At 72.9% G+C, this 19081-nt stretch carries 20 protein-coding genes and 2 tRNA genes; 14 read left to right on the top strand and 8 right to left on the bottom strand.

Going from position 1 to position 19081, the window contains the following annotated elements; genetic code table 11:
- On the bottom strand, positions 1 to 258 hold a 258-nt coding region (locus ES689_RS16145; RefSeq protein ID WP_370512379.1), incomplete at its 3' end, for a SufD family Fe-S cluster assembly protein.
- A gap of 51 nt (positions 259 to 309) precedes the next feature.
- Here ES689_RS16145 and ES689_RS13025 point away from each other — a divergent pair.
- A complete protein-coding gene (locus tag ES689_RS13025) occupies positions 310 to 1314 on the top strand; it encodes a type IV toxin-antitoxin system AbiEi family antitoxin domain-containing protein (protein WP_146905376.1) in 1005 nt (334 codons plus the stop codon).
- 119 nt (positions 1315 to 1433) lie between these two features.
- Here the strand turns inward: ES689_RS13025 and pgm are convergent, their stop codons facing one another.
- Positions 1434 to 3053, bottom strand: a complete 1620-nt coding sequence (gene pgm / locus ES689_RS13020) for a phosphoglucomutase (alpha-D-glucose-1,6-bisphosphate-dependent) (RefSeq protein ID WP_146905373.1) — start codon at positions 3051 to 3053, stop codon at positions 1434 to 1436.
- Positions 3054 to 3176: 123 nt separating this feature from the next.
- Here pgm and pheA point away from each other — a divergent pair, with 123 nt between their 5' ends.
- Positions 3177 to 4127, top strand: coding sequence for a prephenate dehydratase (gene pheA, locus ES689_RS13015; RefSeq protein ID WP_146905370.1), 951 nt, complete (start codon positions 3177 to 3179; stop codon positions 4125 to 4127).
- A gap of 73 nt (positions 4128 to 4200) precedes the next feature.
- On the opposite strand, the gene ES689_RS13010 is transcribed toward pheA, so the two are convergent.
- The gene (locus tag ES689_RS13010) at positions 4201 to 5220 is read right to left on the bottom strand and encodes a diacylglycerol kinase family protein (RefSeq protein WP_146905366.1); all 1020 of its coding nucleotides are present in this window, start codon (positions 5218 to 5220) and stop codon (positions 4201 to 4203) included.
- 126 nt (positions 5221 to 5346) lie between these two features.
- On the opposite strand from ES689_RS13010, the gene serS reads away from it, so the two are divergent.
- From serS to ES689_RS15680, 4 genes are all read left to right on the top strand, one after another.
- A complete protein-coding gene (gene serS / locus ES689_RS13005) occupies positions 5347 to 6612 on the top strand; it encodes a serine--tRNA ligase (protein WP_146905364.1) in 1266 nt (421 codons plus the stop codon).
- On the top strand, positions 6609 to 7463 hold the full coding sequence (locus ES689_RS13000) for an HAD family hydrolase (RefSeq protein WP_223269598.1): 855 nt from the start codon (positions 6609 to 6611) through the stop codon (positions 7461 to 7463). The genes serS and ES689_RS13000 overlap by 4 nt, the downstream gene beginning before the upstream one ends.
- Before the next feature lie 270 nt (positions 7464 to 7733).
- Positions 7734 to 7821: transfer RNA gene (locus ES689_RS12995), tRNA-Ser, on the top strand.
- A complete protein-coding gene (locus ES689_RS15680) occupies positions 7794 to 7940 on the top strand; it encodes a hypothetical protein (RefSeq protein ID WP_191330449.1) in 147 nt (48 codons plus the stop codon). The genes ES689_RS12995 and ES689_RS15680 overlap by 28 nt, the downstream gene beginning before the upstream one ends.
- Here the strand turns inward: ES689_RS15680 and arfB are convergent.
- On the bottom strand, positions 7937 to 8359 hold the full coding sequence (gene arfB, locus ES689_RS12990) for an alternative ribosome rescue aminoacyl-tRNA hydrolase ArfB (RefSeq protein WP_146905361.1): 423 nt from the start codon (positions 8357 to 8359) through the stop codon (positions 7937 to 7939). The two genes, ES689_RS15680 and arfB, sit on opposite strands and share 4 nt — an antisense overlap.
- A 38-nt stretch (positions 8360 to 8397) precedes the next feature.
- Positions 8398 to 8850 carry a hypothetical protein gene (locus tag ES689_RS12985; RefSeq protein WP_146905358.1) on the bottom strand — a complete coding sequence of 151 codons (453 nt, stop codon included), beginning with the start codon at positions 8848 to 8850 and terminating at the stop codon, positions 8398 to 8400.
- Positions 8851 to 9004: 154 nt separating this feature from the next.
- Between ES689_RS12985 and ES689_RS12980 the strand changes: the two genes are divergently transcribed.
- On the top strand, positions 9005 to 9385 hold the full coding sequence (locus ES689_RS12980) for an HIT family protein (protein ID WP_191330447.1): 381 nt from the start codon (positions 9005 to 9007) through the stop codon (positions 9383 to 9385).
- Positions 9386 to 9397: 12 nt separating this feature from the next.
- Here ES689_RS12980 and ES689_RS12975 read toward each other — a convergent pair whose 3' ends face one another.
- Entirely contained in the window at positions 9398 to 9937 is a 540-nt protein-coding gene (locus tag ES689_RS12975; RefSeq protein ID WP_146905352.1) for a TetR/AcrR family transcriptional regulator, read from the bottom strand.
- 53 nt (positions 9938 to 9990) lie between these two features.
- Here ES689_RS12975 and ES689_RS12970 point away from each other — a divergent pair, with 53 nt between their 5' ends.
- Together ES689_RS12970 and ES689_RS12965 are read left to right on the top strand one after the other, a co-directional pair.
- Complete coding sequence (locus ES689_RS12970; protein ID WP_146905349.1) at positions 9991 to 10716, top strand: MBL fold metallo-hydrolase; 726 nt, start codon at positions 9991 to 9993, stop codon at positions 10714 to 10716.
- Positions 10717 to 11148: 432 nt separating this feature from the next.
- Positions 11149 to 12189 (top strand): glycoside hydrolase family 6 protein, encoded by a 1041-nt coding sequence (locus ES689_RS12965; RefSeq protein WP_191330445.1) that lies wholly within the window; start codon positions 11149 to 11151, stop codon positions 12187 to 12189.
- Positions 12190 to 12331: 142 nt separating this feature from the next.
- Here the strand turns inward: ES689_RS12965 and ES689_RS12960 are convergent, their stop codons facing one another.
- A complete protein-coding gene (locus ES689_RS12960; RefSeq protein ID WP_146905343.1) occupies positions 12332 to 13465 on the bottom strand; it encodes a Gfo/Idh/MocA family protein in 1134 nt (377 codons plus the stop codon).
- On the bottom strand, positions 13462 to 14265 hold the full coding sequence (locus tag ES689_RS12955) for a sugar phosphate isomerase/epimerase (protein ID WP_146905340.1): 804 nt from the start codon (positions 14263 to 14265) through the stop codon (positions 13462 to 13464). Before ES689_RS12955 ends, ES689_RS12960 begins: the two co-directional genes overlap by 4 nt.
- A 151-nt stretch (positions 14266 to 14416) precedes the next feature.
- Between ES689_RS12955 and ES689_RS12950 the strand changes: the two genes are divergently transcribed.
- From ES689_RS12950 to ES689_RS12935, 5 genes are all read left to right on the top strand, one after another.
- Positions 14417 to 15610, top strand: coding sequence for a mannosyltransferase family protein (locus ES689_RS12950; RefSeq protein ID WP_146905337.1), 1194 nt, complete (start codon positions 14417 to 14419; stop codon positions 15608 to 15610).
- Positions 15611 to 15823: 213 nt separating this feature from the next.
- On the top strand, positions 15824 to 17293 hold the full coding sequence (locus ES689_RS12945; RefSeq protein ID WP_223269597.1) for an LCP family protein: 1470 nt from the start codon (positions 15824 to 15826) through the stop codon (positions 17291 to 17293).
- A gap of 1223 nt (positions 17294 to 18516) precedes the next feature.
- Positions 18517 to 18606 (top strand) — tRNA-Ser (locus tag ES689_RS12940).
- Positions 18607 to 18827: 221 nt separating this feature from the next.
- Positions 18828 to 18986 carry a hypothetical protein gene (locus ES689_RS15675; RefSeq protein ID WP_191330443.1) on the top strand — a complete coding sequence of 53 codons (159 nt, stop codon included), beginning with the start codon at positions 18828 to 18830 and terminating at the stop codon, positions 18984 to 18986.
- Complete coding sequence (locus tag ES689_RS12935; RefSeq protein WP_146905331.1) at positions 18983 to 19072, top strand: potassium-transporting ATPase subunit F; 90 nt, start codon at positions 18983 to 18985, stop codon at positions 19070 to 19072. The genes ES689_RS15675 and ES689_RS12935 overlap by 4 nt, the downstream gene beginning before the upstream one ends.
- The last annotated feature ends 9 nt before the right edge of the window (positions 19073 to 19081 follow it).

Genomic DNA, 19081 nt, shown 5'->3' with positions numbered 1-19081 from the left:
GACCCGGCTGCGGCTGTTCGGAGCGTCGTGGTGCACGTAGACCTGCTGCTCGAGGTGCTGGCCCGCGTCGGCGAAGTACACGCCGTAGAGCTCGGTGTCCGAGCCCTGCCCGGCCAGGTGGGCCGCGAAAGCGACAAAGCCCTGCGATGTTCCGCGTCGGGTTGTCGCTTCCCCGTCACTTCTCCCGCCCGCGGCGGTCTGGCCTGCCGACGGCGGTCGTCCCTCCCCTGCCGCGCCTCCTCGGCCGGTTCTCCCCACGCACGACTGATGGCGGGGCGCCCGCTGCCGCTCGGCCGTCAGGGTGGGTGCATGATCGACCTCGCCGCCCAGACGTCAGGCCTCCTCACCGCGAAGGAGGCGCGGGTCGGCGTCGGCGACTCGCGCGCCCTGCAGCGTGACGCGGCCGCCGGACGACTCGTGCGCATCGCTCACGGCGCGTACGTGGAGACCGACCGGTGGTCGTCGCTCCTGCCCCGCCAGCGCTTCGTCTACCGGATCGCGGCGGCGCAGCGGACGGCCGTGCGGCCTATCGTCTTCTCCCACGCTGCCGCGGCCGCGCCGTGGGGGCTGCCGTGGTGGGGCGCTCCGCCCGGCCTGGTAGAGGTGACCGACCCGGCCGCTCGGACGTCGCGGGCCCACAGGCTGACCCGGGTCCACGCCCTGCCGCTGGCCGGGGACGTCGTCGACGTCGACGTCGACGTCGACGGCGGCGACGGCGTCGGCGTCCACGACGGCGACAGCGACTTCGTCGAGCACCTCGGCGTCAGGCTGACGTCCGTCGGCCGAACCTGCGCGGACGTCCTCCTCGACCACCGCAGCCTCGACGCCACGGTGGTCGTCGACGCTGCTCTGCACCTCGAGCTGACGGACCCGGTGAGGATCGCCGCCTTCCTCGACAGGCGTCCCGCCGCGAGGGCGCATGCTCGTGCGCGTCGCACCCTCGGCGCCTGCGACCCCGGCGCCGACTCAGCGGGAGAATCGGTCAGCCGCGTCTTCGTGCACGGGTTCGGGTTCCCTGCGCCGGTGCTGCAGCAGCCGTGGCGCGACACCTTCGGCCTGATCGGCTTCACGGACATGTGGTGGCCCGACCTCGGCGTGATCGGCGAGTACGACGGCGACGTGAAGTACCTCAGCGACCGGTGGCGCCGAGGCCGGACGCCGGAGCAGGTCGTCAAGGACGAGAAGGACCGGGAGGACCGGCTGCGCGCCCTGCCCGAGGTGCGGGGCTTCGCCCGCTGGGGGACCGCCGAACTCCGGTCGCCTGATCGGCTGCGCGCGACGTTGCTCGCAGCCGGCCTGCGACCCGCCACGTGAGGGCCCGAGACGACGCGAAAGCGACAAACCCACGTGGTGAACCACGTCGGTTTGTCGCTTTCGCGTCGGTTAGCAGGCGGCGACCCGTCGCGCGGGCCAGCCGCCGCCGCCGCCGGCGCCTAGGCGCCGAGCGCCGTGTCGACGATCTGCTTGGCCTCGGCCTGGACGCGCTTCAGGTGCTCGGGGCCCTCGAACGACTCGGCGTAGATCTTGTAGACGTCTTCGGTGCCGCTCGGGCGGGCCGCGAACCACGCCTTGTCGGTGACGACCTTGAGGCCGCCGACCGCAGCCCCGTTGCCGGGCGCCTCCGCCAGCTTGGCCGTGATGGGGTCGCCCGCGAGCTCGGTCGCGGTGATGTCGTCGCCGCTGAGCTTGCCGAGGCGCGCCTTCTGCTCCTTGCTGGCGGCGGCGTCGACGCGTTCGTAGACGGGGTCTCCGAACTCCTGCGTCAGCTCGACGTAGAGCTGAGACGGGGTCTTGCCCGTGACGGCGATGATCTCGCTGGCGAGCAGGGCGAGCAGGATGCCGTCCTTGTCCGTCGTCCAGACGGTGCCGTCCTTGCGGAGGAACGACGCCCCCGCGCTCTCCTCGCCGCCGAAGGCGACCGAGCCGTCGACGAGGCCGGGCACGAACCACTTGAAGCCGACCGGCACCTCCCACAGGCGTAGGCCGTGCTTCTCGGCGACCTTGTCGATGATGCTCGACGAGACGAGGGTCTTGCCGATCGCGGCGTCGTCGCGCCACTGCGGGCGGTGCGTGTAGAGGTAGTCGATCGCGACCGCGAGATAGTGGTTGGGGTTCATCAGGCCGCCGTCGGGCGTGACGATGCCGTGGCGGTCGGCGTCGGCGTCGTTGCCGGTGAGCACGTCGAACTCGTCCTTGCGGTGCACGACGCTGGCCATCGCGGAGGCGCTCGACGGGTCCATCCGGATCTTGCCGTCCCAGTCGAGCGTCATGAAGCGCCAGGTCGGGTCGACGCCGGGGTTGGTGACGGTGAGGTCGAGGCCGTAGACGTCGCGGATCGCGCCCCAGTACTCGACGCTCGCGCCGCCCAGGGGGTCGGCGCCGATCTTCACGCCGGCCGCCTTGATGGCGTCGATGTCGATGACGTTGATCAGGTCGCCCACGTAGCCGCGCAGGAAGTCGTGCCGCCCGGCGCTGCCGTCGGCCTTGACGACGTCGACGTTGCCCGCGGCGATGATCTCGTTCGCGCGGTTCGCGATCCACGACGTGGCGTCGCTGTCGGCGGGCCCGCCGTGCGGGGGGTTGTACTTGAAGCCGCCGTCGCGGGGCGGGTTGTGGCTGGGGGTGACGACGATGCCGTCGGCCTTCTCGGTGTTCGCCGGGTCGGCGTTGTGCACGAGGATCGCGTGGCTCAGCGCGGGCGTCGGCACGTAGCCGCCGTCGGCATCGGCGAGCACGTGCACGCCGTTGCCGACGAGCACCTCGATCGCCGTGCGCTCGGCGGGGGCGCTGAGCATGTGGGTGTCGCGCCCGATGAACAGGGGACCGGTGATGCCCTGGCCGGCGCGGTACTCGACGATCGCCTGCGTGATCGCGGCGATGTGCGTCTCGTTGAACGCGGTGTCGAGCGACGAGCCGCGATGGCCCGAGGTGCCGAAGACGACCTTCTGCTCGGGCACCGACACGTCGGGGACGAGCGAGTAGTAGGCGTCGACGAGCTCACCGGTGTCGATGAGGTCGCTGTCGAGTGCGGGGGTGCCTGCGCGATCGGTCATGCGCTCATCCTGGCACCAGCCGCCGACCTCCGTCGCTGCCCTGTCACGGCACCCAGCAGGCTCTCGGACAGCAGCAGGCTCCGGGTCGTCAGCAGGCTCTCCGTCATCAGTAGGCTCTGGGTCATGCCGACCCCCGCCTCCTCGTCGACCTACAGCTACCTCGGCCCGGCCGGCACCTTCACGGAGGCGGCCCTCAAGCAGGTGCCCGAGGCCGCGGGCGCCGAGTGGCGCAGCGTGAACAACGTGGGCGAGGCACTCGGCGACGTCGTCTCCGGCCGCAGCGCCGCCGCGATGATCGCGATCGAGAACAGCGTCGAGGGCGGCGTCTCGGCCACGCAGGACGCCCTGGCGACCGTGCCCGGCCTCCGCATCGTCGGCGAGTACCTGGTCGCGGTCGACTTCGTGCTCGTCGCGCGTCCTGGCACCCGCCTCGAGGAGGTGCGGGTCGTCAACGCGCACCCGGTCGCCTACGCGCAGACCCACCTCTGGCTCGAGGCGAACCTGCCGGGGCACGGGCACCTGCCGGCGACGTCGAACGTCGCCGCGGCCGCCGACCTGCTGTCGACGCCGGCCGGCGCCGGCCGCGCGGACGCCGCCGTGGCCCCGCCGACGATCACCGAGCACCACGACGTCGAGGTGCTGGCCCGAGAGATCGGCGACAACCGCAACGCCGTGACGCGCTTCGTGCTCGTCAGCCGCACGGTGCCGGTGCCGCCCGCGACGGGCGCCGACAAGACGAGCATCATCGTCGAGCTTCCCGAGGACGGCGCCGGTGCGCTCGTCGACATGCTCGAGCAGTTCGCGACGCGCGGCATCAACCTCAGCCTCATCCAGTCGCGACCGATCGGCGACGCCCTCGGCCGGTACCGCTTCGTGATCGACCTCGAGGGGCACGTGCTCGACGAACGCGTCGCCGACGCGCTGCTCGGCCTCAAGCGGTTCAGCCCGAACGTGATGTTCCTCGGGTCGTACCCCCGGGCCGACGCCCGCCCGGTCGTCGTCGTGCCGCGTTACGACGACGACGCGTTCGTCGACGCGCGCGACTGGCTGCGGGGCCTGGTCTCGGGGGCCTGAGCAGCGCCTCCCCGGATCGCGCGTCTCTCGTGCCGGCATGACCGACCGAGGGACGCGGGGGAGGCGCCGGTCGTCAGACCGGGACGCGCACCGTCAGCGCCCGGGGGTCGACCCATGTCTTGATGGCGACGGCCTTCCCGACCGAGTCGCCGTCCATCTCGAAGTCCTGCGGCTCGTCCAGGCGCACGATGATCTCGCGCCCCTTCGAGTAGCGGACCGTGCGCACCTCACGGCTGTGCGCCATGATCTTGCGTCCGACGGAGCTGCGACGCAGGACTCCGTTCTCCCAGACGATCTTGACCCAGATCTGCACCCAGCCGAAGAAGCCGTCGGGCCGCAGGGCGACGATGTCGAAGACGCCGTCGTCGACCGCGGCGTCGGGCAGCAGCATGATGTTTCCGGGCAGCAGGCCGCAGTTGCCGACGAGCACCGTGTGGGCGCGCATGGTCTTGCGGCCCTGGCCGTCGAGGTCGTACCGGATCACCATGCTGTTGTCATCGCGGAGCGAGCGCGCGATGGCGTCGACGTAGGCGAGCCAGCCGACCCGGGCCTTGAGCTTCGGGTTGGTGTTGGCGAGCATCTTGGCGTCGAGGCCGATGCCGGCCATGACGACGAACGCGAAGCGCTCCCGCTCGCCGTTCTCGCGCTCGACGTCGACGAGCCCGAGGTCGATCGCGCGGTCGCGGCCGGAGAACGCGGTGGCGACGGAGCCGTCGAGGTGGTCCAGGTCGAGGTTCAGGTTGCGAGCCAGCAGGTTGCCCGTGCCGCTCGGCAGCAGGGCGATGGCGGCGTGCGAGCCCCGGAGCGCCTCGGCCACGGCGCGGACCGTGCCGTCGCCTCCGGCGGCGATGACGACGTCTGCGCCCTCGGCGACGGCCCTCGCGGTGATGCCGCCGCCCGGGTCCTCGACGCTGGTCTCGTAGAAGCGGGTCGGGCCCCAGCCGGCCTCGGCCTCGTGGCGCCGCACGGCGGCGCGGACCTTGGCGATGTCGACCTTGATCGGGTTGTAGACGACGGCTGCCGTCTTCGTGGCCGTCGCGGCGTCGGGCGTCGAGGGGGACTCGGCGGGCGAGGCGGCGGGGGAGGTCGTCATCCGCCCACCGTAACGGGCGGGCACGACGCGGTGCGTGCCTCCTCGGCTGCCTGTGGAAGGATGCGCGGCCCGCACCGCTGCCGGTGGAGGGCGCCGATCGTCAGGGGGTCTCCATAGGATGGACCCGTGATCGATCCCCAGCTGCTGCGCGATGCCCCCGACGTGATCAAGACGAGCCAGCGTGCCCGAGGTGAGTCCGAGTCGCTGGTCGACGACGCGGTCGCCGCCGACGCCGCCCGCCGCTCGGCCATCGCCTCGTTCGAGGAGCTGCGGGCCGAGCAGAACGCATTCGGCAAGACCGTCGCCAAGGCCCCGAAAGAGGAGAAGGCCGGTCTCGTCGCGCAGGCCCAGCAGCTCGCCGCGAAGGTCAAGGAGGCGCAGGCCGCGTCGACCGAGGCCGACACCGCCTTCGACAGGGCCGTCCGGTCGCTCGGCAACGTCGTCGTCGACGGCGTGCCCGCCGGCGGCGAGGAGAACTTCGCGACCCTCCGCGAGGTCGGCACCCGCCCCTCCTTCGACTTCGAGCCCCTCGACCACGCCGACCTCGGCGAGAAGCTCGGCGCCATCGACATCAAGCGCGGCACGAAGGTGTCCGGCTCGCGCTTCTACTTCCTCCGCGGCATCGGCGCCCGCCTCGAGCTCGCGCTGATGAACATGGCGCTCGACAAGGCGATCGCGAACGACTTCACGCCGCTGATCACGCCGACCCTGGTGCGGCCCGAGATCATGGCGGGCACCGGGTTCCTTGGCTCGCACTCCGACGAGGTCTACCACCTGCCCGCCGACGACCTCTACCTGACCGGCACGAGCGAGGTGGCGCTCGCCGGGTACCACTCCGACGAGATCCTCGACGTCACGGCCGGTCCGATCCGCTACGCCGGCTGGTCGACCTGCTACCGCCGCGAGGCAGGCGCCGCCGGCAAGGACAACCGCGGCATCCTCCGCGTGCACCAGTTCAACAAGCTCGAGATGTTCAGCTACGTGCACCCCGACCAGGCCGAGCAGGAGCACGACGCGCTCGTCGCCCTGCAGGAGTCGATGATGCAGGCGCTCGGCCTCAACTACCGCGTGATCGACGTGGCCGCGGGCGACCTCGGCTCGAGCGCGGCGCGCAAGTTCGACATCGAGGCGTGGGTGCCGACGCAGGGCACCTACCGCGAGCTCAGCAGCACCTCGAACTGCACCACCTTCCAGGCTCGTCGCCTCGACACCCGCTACCGCACCGAGACCGGCAAGACCGCGCCCGTCGCGACGCTGAACGGCACGCTGGCGACCACGCGCTGGTTGGTGGCGATCCTCGAGACGCACCAGCAGGCCGACGGCTCGGTCGTCGTGCCCGAGGCGCTGCGTCCGTGGCTCGGCGGCCTCGAGGTCATCGAGCCGGTCGCGTGAGCGGTGGCGACGTGGCGACGGACGCCGGGGCCGACGTGACGGCCGTCTCGGCCGACGAGCGCTGGCTCGTCGCGCTCGACGTCGACGGCACGATCATGCAAGAGGGCGGCACCATCACGGAGGCGGTGGCCGGGCAGATCACCCGTCTCGCTGCCGAGGGGCACGCGGTCATGATCGCGACCGGGCGCTCCGTCTCGATGACCCTTCCCGTGATGGACCGCCTCGGCCTCGTGTCCGAGTACGTGGTCTGCGCGAACGGGGCCATCACTCTCGGGCGCGACGAGAAGGCGCCGACCGGGTACTCGCAGTTCCACGTCGAGGAGTTCGACCCCACCGACGTGCTCTCGACCATCCGCGAGGGCCTGCACGAGGCGGCCTACGCCGTCGAGGATCGCGACGGCGTCATGCGCTACTGCGGCTCGTTCCCGCAGGTGGAGCACACGGGCGGTGCCGAGAAGGTCGAGTTCGAGCAGCTCTTCGAGATCGCGGCCACCCGTGTCGTCGTGGTGTCGCCCTCGCACGACACCGACGACTTCCTCGACGTGGTCGAGCGGATGGGCCTGCAGAAGGTGAACTACAACGTCGGCTGGACGGCCTGGCTCGACATCGCGCCCGACGGCGTCACGAAGGCGACGGCGCTCGAGCGGGTCCGGGCCGAGCTCGGCATCCCGCTCGAGCGGGTGCTCGCCGTGGGCGACGGCCGCAACGACATCGCCATGCTGCAGTGGGCCGCTGCCGAGGGTCGCGGCGTCTCGATGGGGCAGGCTCCCGACGACGTGCACGAGGTCGCCAACGAGCGCACCCGCACCGACCTCGACGACGGCCTCGCCGAGGCGCTCGCGCAGCTCTGAGCTGGCGCGGCCGCGTAGCGGCGCTGCCGCGCGGCGCAGCGCACCGGGTTTCGTACACGCGCACCGCGGCGGCCTGCTGCCGCCGAGACCCTCGGAACCCGCGCGGACCCTCGCTCGCGCAGAGGGGTGCGCGCGGGTTCGGCGGGTGCGGACGCACCAGCCCCGCGGCGCCCTCCGTGCGGGGCAGGCGCCGCGACGATTGTGCCCGGCTGGCGGGGCGCCTCCTCGGCTAGACTCGGCGCGGTCGCACCGGCTCCGGCGGGTGTGCCGGGAGGGCTGTCCGAGCGGCCGATGGAGCTTGTCTTGAAAACAAGTGGGCAGAGATGTCTCGTGGGTTCGAATCCCACGCCCTCCGCCACCACGGCCCGAGCAGGCAACTGCACCAGCCGCGTCAGCCGCGTCAGCCCGACCAGCCCGACCAGCCGCGTCAGCCCGACCAGCGCAGCGGCCTGCACCACCGGCGTCGCGACGCGCTAGTCGTCCGTCGGGCGGCGGCGCTGCTGCTTCGTGGCCGAGCGCTCGTTCTTCGCGGTGAGCCGGCGTCGGTCCGAGCCGCGCGTGCGCCGGGTCGGACGCCGAGGCGCCGCTTCGGGCGCCAGCCCGGCCGCGACCACGTCGGCGAGCTTCGCGAGCGCCGTCTCGCGGTTGCGCAGCTGCGACCGCTGCTCGGACGACGCGACCGTCAGCACGCCGTCGACGAGCCGGCCGCCGAGGCGGGCGACCAGCAGGTCGCGCTGGTCGTCCGTCAGGACGGCCGACGCCGAGACGTCCCACGACAGCTGCACCCGGCTGTCGGACGTGTTGACGTGCTGGCCTCCCGGGCCCGACGATCGCGAGAATCGCCAGACGAGCTCGGCCGCGGGCACGGTGAGCGCACGCGACACGACGAGGTCCATGCGGTCAGCCTCGCACGCGCGGGACTCCGCCGGCGCGGCTACTCCGCCTGCCCGGTCGCCTTCTTCAGCAGGGCGACGATCGCCGGGCTCGTCGTCTCGTCGACGCTCGCGAGCGCGTAGGACGTCGGCCACATGTCGCCGTCATCGAGCTGGGCCGCGTCCTGGAAGCCCATCGTCGAGTAACGCCCCCCGAACTTCGAGCCGGGCTGGAAGAACACGACGATCTTGCCGTCCGCGTCGGCGTACGAGGGGAAGCCGTACCAGGTCTTGGGGGCGAGCACGGGGGCGTGCTCGAGGACCAGCGCGTGCAGTCCCTGGGCCACGGCCCGCTCCTCCTCGGTCATCGCGGCGTGCGCGTCGAGGACCGCCTGCAGGTCGGCCGCCGCCTTGTCGGCCGACTTCTGGCGCTTCGCCTCGGCGCGCAGCTCGGCCGCGCGCTCCTTCATGGCCGCGCGCTCCTCCTTGCTGAAGCCCTGCTCGCCTGACGCCATGGTGTGTTCCTCTCGTCGTCGACCCGCCGTCGCTGCTCGCGCAGACCTCGGCGCAGCCGCGGTCGCGGCGACGCTCACGGCAGCCGTGAGCAGGTCGCGCTCATCTTGGCTGCGCACCTCCCTCGGCACAAGTCCGCAGCCCTAGGGTGTGGACATGTCGTCGCCGTTCACGCGCATCCCCGCCGACCAGCACGTCGCCGCGAACGAGCTGGCCTTCGCGGTGCGCGACGCGAACCCCGTCTCGCCCGGCCACACGCTGGTCGTGCCGCGACGCGAGGTCGCGACGTGGTTCGACGCGACGCCCGACGAGCACGCGGCCCTCACGGCCCTGGTCGAGGAGGTGCGGCTGCAGCTGGACGACGAGCTCGCGCCCGACGGCTACACCCTCGGCGTCAACGTCGGGGAGGCGGCCGGCCAGACGGTCATGCACCTCCACGTGCACGTCATCCCGCGCTGGGCGGGCGACGTGCCTGCGCCCCGTGGGGGAGTCCGGGGCGTCATCCCCGAGCGGCGCGACTACCCGCCGGCGCCCTAGGACAAGCGCCACTCAGGCGGTCGACACCGCCGCCACGATCCGCTCCGCCCCGAACCGCCAGGCGGCGTCGACGTCGCCGCCGAGGCCGAAGCCGCCGGCGAGCTCCATGCTCACGAATCCCGCGGCCCAGGCGGTCACCGTGCGCGCCGCCTCCAGCGCTCGGTCCTCGCCCGCGAGGGCCCCCGCGTGACGCAGGATCGGCCGGCTCGTCGCCGCGCCGAACTGCGGCCGAGCGGTGGGGACGCCCGGCCCCGGGGTCATCACCAGCTGGAACGCCGCCGGCCTCTCGTGCCCGAACGCCCGGAACCGGTCGACCAGGTCGCGCAGGTCGGCGCTCTCCTCGAGCCGCACGCCCACCTCCTCGAGGGTCGCCTCGGCCACCAGCTGCACCAGCTGGTCGCGACCCTGCACCCGCTTGTACAAGGAGGGGGCGCGCACCCCGACCCGCTGGGCCACCGCCTGCATGGTCAGGCCGGCCAGCCCCTCCGTCTCGAGCAGGTCGCGGGCGGCGGTCACGATGGCCTCCAAGGAGGTGCGGTCGGGAGTCGGCATCCGCCCACCATACCTATTGACCGTAGCCATGATAGCTATGTATCGTAGCCATCATGAAGATCAGCGAGCACGTCCACCGCCTCGGCAACGACATCGTCGCCTCCTACCTCGTCGTCACGCCCGAGGGCGTCACCGCCGTCGACGCCGGACTGCCCGGCCACCGCCGCGAGCTGCTCGCCGAGCTCGCCTCGCTCGGCCTCGGCCCGGCCGACGTCGCGGGGGTCGTGCTCACGCACGGCGACTCCGACCACGTGGGCTTCGCCGAGTGGCTGCGCCGCGAGCACGGGGTGCCGGTGTACGTCCACGCGGCCGACGCCTCCCGCGCGAAGGGCGGCGGCAAGCCCGCCGGCCTCAAGCAGCAGATGAAGCTCGGCGCGCTGCTGCAGTTCCTCACGTACTTCGTCCGCAAGGGCGGCGCGCGCTCGGCCTGGCTCACCGAGGTGGTCGAGGTGCACGACGGCGACGTGCTCGACCTGCCCGGCTCGCCGCGGGTGATCAGCGTTCCCGGACACTCGGAGGGCAGTGTCGCCGTGCACGTGCCGGTCGCGGACGCGCTCTTCGTCGGGGACGCGCTCACGACCCGCCACGTGCTCACCGGTGCCGAGGGGCCGCAGCCGGCGCCGTTCACCGACGAGCCCGAGCGTGCCGTCGCGTCGCTGCGGGTGCTGGTCGACACCGGGGCGACGTGGGTGCTGCCCGGCCACGGCGCCCCGTGGGGCGGGGGAGTCGCCGCCGCGGTCGCCGCCGTCGAGGCCGCTGCCGCCCCGCCCCGCGCCTGACCTGCGCCCCGCGCCTGACCTGCGCTCGGCGTCCGCCGCTGCTGCCGCCGCCGCCGCCGCCGCGCGCCGCACCCCGAAGTGGACCATGCACCCCGTCGTATCGGGGTGCATGGTCCACTCCGGGGTTTTCGCCGTGACCCAGCGCGCAGACCGCGCGCAGGCAGCGTGCGTGCCGCGAGCATCGAGGAGGCGCGGAGCCGACGCGCGGGACAGCTCGCGTCAGTCCTGCGCAGAGGGGACGCGCGTCGTACCCTCACCCCCGAAGACGGGCGGCGAGAGCCTCCGGACGGGGGGTAGGGGCAGCCTCGCCGTCGTGGTGCACTGAGCCAGTCGCGGTGCTCGCCGAGCGGGCCGGCGCGACCGGCACCTCCTCGTCAGCACCCTCCACGCACTCCATCCACCACGCGCCTCCTCACCTCGAAGGACCCTCCCGTGATCGACCTCGCCCGCGCAGGCGTCGTCGCCGGGGCCGTCGTCGCTCTCGCGGCCGGTCTCGTCGTCGCGCCGCCCGCCTCCTCGTCCCCCGGCTCGACCGCGGAGGCCGCGGCTCCGCGCACGACCGCGACCACCACCTCCTCGACGATCCGCACCGCGTCGGCCGCGACCGTCTACAAGGGCGGGCTGCACGTCGAGCAGTACGGTCCCGCGGCCACCGCCGCCGCCCAGCTCGCCGCCCGGGGCCGCACCGTCGACGCCGCCGCGGCCCGCACCGTCGCGGCCCAGCCGATCGCGGTCTGGCTCGGCTCCTGGTACGACGACGTGATGCTCGTCACGGTGATCCGGCGGACCCTCGCGGCCGCCGAGAAGAAGGGCACCACGCCGGTCTTCGTCACGTACGACATCCCCGGGCGCGACTGCGGCGGGTACTCCGCAGGAGGCGCGAGGAGCGACGCCGCGTACCTCTCCTGGAACCAGAAGGTCGCGACCGCGCTCGCGGGGCACCGCGCCGTCGTGCTGGTCGAGCCGGACTCGTTGGGGCACCTCAGTTCGTGCCCGGCGGTGACCGGCACGCGCACGGCCACGATCGCGAGCGCCGTCGCGGCCTTCTCGCGAGCCGGTGTGCCTGCCTACCTCGACGGGGGCAACTCGAACTGGGTCAAGCCCGCCGACATGGCCGTCAGGCTCAAGGCGGCGGGGATCGACAAGGCCCGCGGCTTCTACACGAACGTCGCGAACTACTACACGGTCGACCAGGAGAGGGCGTACGCCGACAAGGTCTCGGCCGCGACGGGCGGGGCGCGCTACGTGATCGATGTGTCACGCAACGGCCGCGGCTGGAAGGGCACCTGGTGCAACGCCCCCGGCGCAGGCCTCGGGCAGACGCCCCGGGTGGCGACGACCGGGACGAGCCGGCTCGACGCCCTGCTCTGGGTCAAGACGCCCGGCGCGAGCGACGGCACGTGCAACGGCGGGCCCGCGGCGGGCGTGTGGTTCCCGTCGTACGCGACGGCGCTGGTCGCGAACCGGCGCTGAGGCTCGGGCCGGGCGGGAGTCCCTCGGGCCCGTCGCGCGCTGATCGGATTCCTGCCCGACGGCAGACGCGCAGGAGGCGCGGTGCGAGCCTCGCTCGCACCGCGCCTCCTGCAGGCGGCCGGGTCGCCCCGGCGGGGTCGACCTAGAGCGTGGCCTCGGACGGGTCCCAGGCCTCGGCGAGCGGCTGCGGCTTCTCGACCGTCGAGGCGACCTCGACGACGGAGCGCGACTCCGCGGCCTCGCTGACGGCGAGCAGCACGTCGAGGACGTGCGACGCGACTGCGCCGCTCGCACGCTCGGCGTCGCCGCCGCGCAGTGCCCGGGCGAGGTCGAGCACGCCCGAGCCGCGGCCGTACGTCGATCCTGCGGCCGTGAGGGTGCTGGGCTCGTCCTGGCCGAAGCGCCAGATCGTCGAGTCGCCCTCGAAGGTGTTCGGGTCGGGCAGCACGATCGTGCCCTCGGTGCCGCTGATCTCGACGAAGCCCATGCGGGGCAGCGCGTTCTGGAACGAGAAGGTCGACTGCGCCGACTGTCCGCCCTCGAACGAGATGAGCGCCGCGTGGTGCGTGGGCACCTCGACGGCGAACTCCGTGCCGGCGCGGGGGCCGCTGCCGATCGAGCGGGTCGTGCGCGACGTCGACGAGACGGCGCTGACCGAGCTCGCGGCGCCGAACGCGTGCACGAGCGTCGTCACGTAGTACGGGCCCATGTCGAACAGCGGGCCGGCGCCCTTCGCGAAGAGGAACTCCGGGTCCGGGTGCCACGCGTCGGGCCCGGGCACGTGGAACAGCGTCGTCGCGGTCAGCGGCTCGCCGATGTCGCCACGGGCGATCGCGCGCATCGCCGACTGGATGCCGGCGCCGAGCACGGTGTCGGGCGCGCAGGCGACCCGGACCCCGGCGGCGTCGGCCGCGGCCAGCAGGTCGCTGCCCGACGTGTGGTCGAGGGCCAGGGGCTTCTCGCTCCACACGCTCTTGCCGGCCGCGACGATCTGTCGGCCGACCTCGGCGTGCACGGCGGGGATCGTCAGGTTGACGACGATCTCGATCTCGTCGATCGCCAGCAGCTCCTCGACGGTGCCGTGCCCGGGGACGCCGTACTCCTCGGCCCGCGAGCGGGCGCGCTCGGCGATGAGGTCGGCGACGAAGAGGACCTCGAGGTCGGGGAACCTCGTCATGTTCTCGAGGTAGGTGCCGCTGATGACGCCCGCGCCGATGACGCCGACGCCGACGCGACCGGTGCGGCCGGTGCCGCCGGTCGTGCTGCCGCCGCTCACTTGTCGTTCTCCGCGAGCCACGCGAGCGACTCGGCGATGCCGTCGAAGACGTCCTTGCTGTAGTCGTCGAACTCGACGACGCGCAGCGCGTGCGGCGCCGCGGCGAGCACGGCGGCGACGTCGACGTCGCCCTGGCCGGCGGGCTTCTGGTTCTTGAACGCCGCGGCGAGGGCCTCGGGCACCTCGAGGGCGCTCTCGCTGCTCGGCAACGCGGTGGCGATGTCGCCCGAGATGAGACCGTCCTTGACGTGGAGGAACTGCACGCGGTCGCCCAGCGAACGCAGCAGGGCAGGGGTGTCCATGCCGCCGACGGTCGACCAGAAGGTGTCGATCTCGAGGACGACGTCGTCGTTCAGCCGCTCGAGGAAGAACTCGTAGACGGGGCGCCCGTCGACCTTGTTCGCGAACTCCCACTGGTGGTTGTGGTAGCCGAACTTCAGGCCCGTCGCCGCGGCCTGCACCTGCAGCTCGTTGACGCGGTCGGCGATCGCGCGGGCGTCGTCGGCGGTCTGCCAGCGGTCGCTCGGGATGAAGGGGTCGATGACCGTGCCGACGCCGAGCTGGGCGGCCGCCGCGAAGGCGCGCTCGGGCTCGGTCGAGTCGATCACCGGGGCGTGCGCGGACGGCGCGGTGACGCCCGAGGCGGAGAAGGCCTTCTCGAGCTCGTCGGCGCGGGCCACGAAGTCGTAGGGCTCGACCTTGGTGAAGCCGATCTCGGCGACGCGGGCGACGGCGCCCTGCAGGTCGGCCGAGATGGCGTCCCTGACGGTGTAGAGCTGGACGGAGGGTGACGAGGTCATGGCGAACTCCTTTGTCGTGGTGGATCTCGTGGAGGTGAAGTCAGAGGGCGTGCACGTCAACTCTGTCACTTCTGTCGACCCATGACAAAAGGTTCCCGACGCTCGACAGGATCAGTCTCGAGATCGAGGAGGCGCCTCCTAGGCTGACGGGGTGCGCCTGCGACTCAGCCCCCGGCTGCAGGGCGTCCCTCCCGTGGTCGTCGTGCTCGTGCTGTACGCCCTCTCGCGACTCGTCTCGAGCGCGTGGCTCGGCGGTCTCTTCTCGCTCGCGACCTCACAGGGCTGGGCCTTCGCGAGCCACCGGGCCGACCCGGGCTTCGCCTCCTTCTCGGGCTCGTGGGACGCCAGCTTCTACCGGACCATCGCGCAGCAGGGGTACCCGACCGAGCTGCCCGTCGACGCCGACGGGCACGTGCTGCCGAACCCCTGGGCCTTCCTGCCGGTGTTCCCGGGGCTGGTGCGCGGCGTCGCTGCCGTGCTCGGCGTCGAGCTCGCCGGCAACGCCTTCTTCGCGATCGGCCTCGTCGTGGCCGCGATCGCAGGAGGCGGTGCCGCGGTGCTGCTGCACCGGGTCGTCCTCGAGACGGTCGGTGCGCAGAGCGCCCTCTGGGCCGTCGCACTGTTCTGCTTCGGGCCGCTGTCGTTCGTGCTGCAGGTCGCCTACGCCGAGAGCCTGATGCTGATGCTCACCTTCGGGGCGCTGCTGGCCATGGTGCGGCGGCGGTACCTCCTGATGGTGCCGCTCGGCGTCGTGGCCGCCTTCACCCGGCCAGGAGTCCTGGCCCTCGCGCTGGCGCTCGCCGTGACGGCGATCGTGCGCCTGCACCGCGAAGGGGCCGGGTTCAGGAGGCGCGAGCGCGTCTCGGTCGTCGTGGCCGGGCTGCTGATCTCGGCGGCGGGCCTCGCGTGGCCCGTGATCGCCGACCACGTGACCGGCCGGTCCGGCGCCTACCTCGAGACGGAGCTCTCGTGGTGGGTCGGCTTCGTCGGGCGCCAGCGCTTCGCGCCGCTCACGCCGTGGTTCGTGATGGCCGGCACGTTCCTCGGCGTCGCGGGGATCGTGCTCGTCGGGGCACTGCTCGGCGCCGTGACCTGGGCGTTCACCCGCCGGTCGACGCAGGCGATGGGCGTCGAGGTCGTCTCGTACGCGGCGAGCTACCTGCTCTACCTCGTCGCCGTCTTCCTGCCGCAGCAGAGCCTGCCGAGGCTGCTGCTGCCCGTCGCGCCGCTGCTCGGCCACCCCGCGGTCGTGGCCGTGCCGCGCCTCCGGTGGGTGCTGCTCGGGGCCGGTCTCGTGCTGCAGCCGGTCGCGGTCGTGCTGCTCTGGTTCGTCGGCTACCCCTGAGGGGCCGTCGCTGCCGGTCGCTGCCGGCCGCCTCCGGTCGCGCCTGTCGGCGGGCTCGCGGGACGTGGCCGGAGGCCCCCCGTTCTGGGCGACGGACCGTCCCGTGGAGTTCCGCCCGTTACGATGCCGTTCTGCCCGCCCATCGCGCAGGCACGAATCCCGCCGACCGTCACCGGGTCTGCGCCGTGCCCGCGTCGACCGAGAGGACTCCGCGTGACCGACGACCGCGACCGCACCGCCAGCCGTTCCGAGAGCCGTGCTGAGAGCCGTGCCGAGAGCCGTGCTGCCGGCCGCGCCGAGAGCCGGACGGCGAGCGGTGCCGCCAGCCGTACGGGCCGTCGCGCGGCCGAGACCTCGGGTCGCGGCGTCGCCCGTCACGGGCGCCTCCGCGCGACCGGGCCGCTGGGCACGATCGGCAAGGTCGTCGCCGGGGCCCTCGCCGTGGTGCTGGTGAGCGGGGCGTCCGTGGGGGCCATCGCGGCGTACCAGGTGCGCTCGGACCTCGGCACGGGCATCGCGCTCCCCGCGGCGAAGGGCAAGACCCCGGTCGTCGCCTCGCCGCCGTCGATCGACGCCTACCCCGGCGGCTTCAACGTGCTCGTCGTCGGCACGGACAACGACGCCGCGCAGGACGAGGGCGAGTTCGGCAAGCGCGACGCGACCCTCAACGACGTCAACATCCTGCTGCACGTGTCGGCCGACCACTCGAACGCGACGGCCGTGAGCATCCCCCGCGACATGGTCGTGCCGATCCCCGCCTGCGCGAGGGAGGACGGCAGCGGCTACTACTCGGCGATGTCCGCCCGGCCGATGAACGAGGCGTACTCGTACGGCGGCCTCAGCTGCGTCGTCTCGACCGTGTCCGAGCTGACCGGCCTCGACATCCCGTTCGCGGGCATGATCTCGTTCAACGGCGTCATGGAGATGTCGAACGCCGTCGGAGGCGTGCCCGTCTGCGCAGCGACCCCGATCAAGGACCGCTTCACCGGCCTCGACATCGAGGCCGGCGAGACGGTGCTGCAGGGCGAGCAGGCGCTGCAGTTCCTCCGCACCCGGCATGGCGTCGGCGACGGCTCCGACCTCGGCCGCATCAGCAGCCAGCAGGTCTACCTCTCGTCGTTGCTGCGCACCGTCAAGAGCGCCGACACCCTCACCGACCCCACCAAGCTGTACTCGCTCGCCCGGGCGGCGGCGAGCAACATGACCCTCTCGGAGGGCCTGACCGACGTCAACACCATGGTGCAGATCGGCTCGGCGCTGCGCGACCTGCCGCTCGACCAGGTCAACTTCGTCCAGTACCCCGGCACGACCGGCGGCAGCGGCGTCTACGAGGGCAAGGTGCAGCCGATCACGTCGGTCGCGAAGCAGCTCTTCGACGCCGTCCGAGCGGACGAGCCGTTCACGCTCGAGGCCGGGAGCGAGGGGCTCGGCGCGGCGGCGTCCGCGTCGGGCGACGCGGCTGCGGACGACGCAGCTGCCGGTGATGCTGCTGGCGACGCAGCTGCGGGAGACGCGTCGGAGGCGCCCTCCGCCCCCGCGACGGGCACGCCCGCCCCCACGACGCCGGCCACCGGCACCGCGACCGACCCTGCCGTGGCTCCTGCGGCCCCCGAGGTCATCTCGGGCCTGACGGGACAGTCCGCGGCCGAGCAGACCTGCTCGGTCGGCTTCCTGCAGAAGTAGGGCCGCCGTCGCCGCGGCTGCAGCCTTCGTGGCAGCGCTTGCCACTGCCGTGTTGGCCGCCGCTGCCTGCCGTGTCTGCCGCAGGCTCGCTCGCTGGGGGGCGGGTCATTCGGGCCGAGGGCGGGTCGCCGCCGACCCGCCCTCGACCCGGATGACCCGCCCTCGGCCGGCGAAGCTCGCGCCTCGCCCCGCTCGGCCCGCAGGCGCTCTCGTGCGCGGTAGGTGCGTCGCTGATTCAGGAGGTGGGGGGCGGGCTGTCCTGAGTCGTGCATGGTTCAGGAGCGCGCCTCCTGCGTAGTGCGGATCCAGGACTGCGAGTCCTGAACGGGGGTGCGCCAGCCGGTGTTGCCGCGGGACCCGGTGCCAGCGGGATGCGAATTCAGGAGGTGGGGGCCGGGCTGTCCTGAGTCGTGCACGGTTCAGGAGCGCGCCTCCTGCGTAGTGCGGATTCAGGACTGGGAGTCCTGAATGCGGATGCCCGCTGCTGCTGCCGCGGCTGCCGCGGCTGCCGCGACTGCCGCGGCTGCCGCGGCTGCCGCTGCTGCCGCGGCGAGCCTGCCGTCTCTGCCGCAGGCTCGCCCGCCGAGGGCGGGTCTCTCGGGTCGAGGGCGGGTCGCCGCCGACCCGCCCTCGACCCGGATGACCCGCCCTCGGATCACGAGGGGGCGGGCATCCAGGCGGAACGGCGGCAGCGGCAGGCGGAGCGGCAGCCGTGGCGGCGGGGGAGAGGGCGTCCCGGCGAGTAACCAGCTCGCCGGGACGACCGGGGATCCCCGCGCGGGCGCCCGAACGCGCCGCGGGGGCCCTGCGGTGCCGGGATCAGGGGTTCGGCACCGCAGGGGGTGTGACGTCGACGTCGTCGTCGACAGAGATGCCTCCGGCCGGTGCCGCGTCGGGAGCGGCACCCTGTCGGGAAGTGCGTCGGAGGTCTGGGGGCGGCGTCGTCAGGGGGAGAGTCGCTGCGTCCGAGGACGCCCCGTGCTGCCGGGTGGTGCACGACTCCGCCGTCTCCGGCGCCAGGGGTACTCTATGAGTCGGCATATAGGTGGACAAGGCCGAGGCGCCCCCCGAACGGGGGATCAGCGGGTGAAACACGGGTGACCAGGCCCCGTCGGCCTCGCAGGAGGCGCGGCTCGGCCCGCCGAGGAGGTGCGGTTCGGCAGATCGCGTCCGGCCCGCTATGATCGTGGGTGCGCCGTCACGTCCCGCACGAGACTGCGCATGGAGCCGTCGCATAGTTCGGCCTAGTGCACCACCCTGCTAAGGTGGAGTTCCCTTTGTGGGAACCGTGGGTTCAAATCCCACCGGCTCCGCGGGGCCCCGTCGCGTTGTGATCTCGCCAGATCGATGCACGGGGCCTTTTTCTTTGCCCGGGAGCGGCAGCCCCGCCGATGCGCTGGTACAAGCCTCCCCGCGCCGCGCCGCCCCGCACCTCTCCGAGCCGCTCCGCGTCAGCGAACCGCGAGGATGCCGCCCGCCGCCGTAGGGAACCTGTGAGGACGGCCGTCGAGGGCCGTCCACCGGTGTCTGCTGGGTGACCGTGCCCCCGTCGGGCACGCGACCGGCGCCGCCGGCCGCACCCGCTCCTCCTGGACTCGGAGTCACCACCGTGCTCGACCTCGTCTACCTGCTCGCCCTCGTCGCCGTCATGGCGGTCGTCGCCCTCGTGGCGAAGGGGGTGGAGCGACTGTGACCGCCCTCGGCATCGTCGCGGTCGCCCTCGCCGTCGCCGCTCTCGTCTACCTCGTGGTGGCGCTCGTCGCGCCCGAGAAGTTCTAGGCGGCCGGC

This window comes from Frigoribacterium sp. ACAM 257 (genome assembly GCF_007954365.1).
GTDB lineage: Bacteria > Actinomycetota > Actinomycetes > Actinomycetales > Microbacteriaceae > Frigoribacterium.
This window is presented reverse-complemented; position numbering and strand designations above follow the sequence as displayed.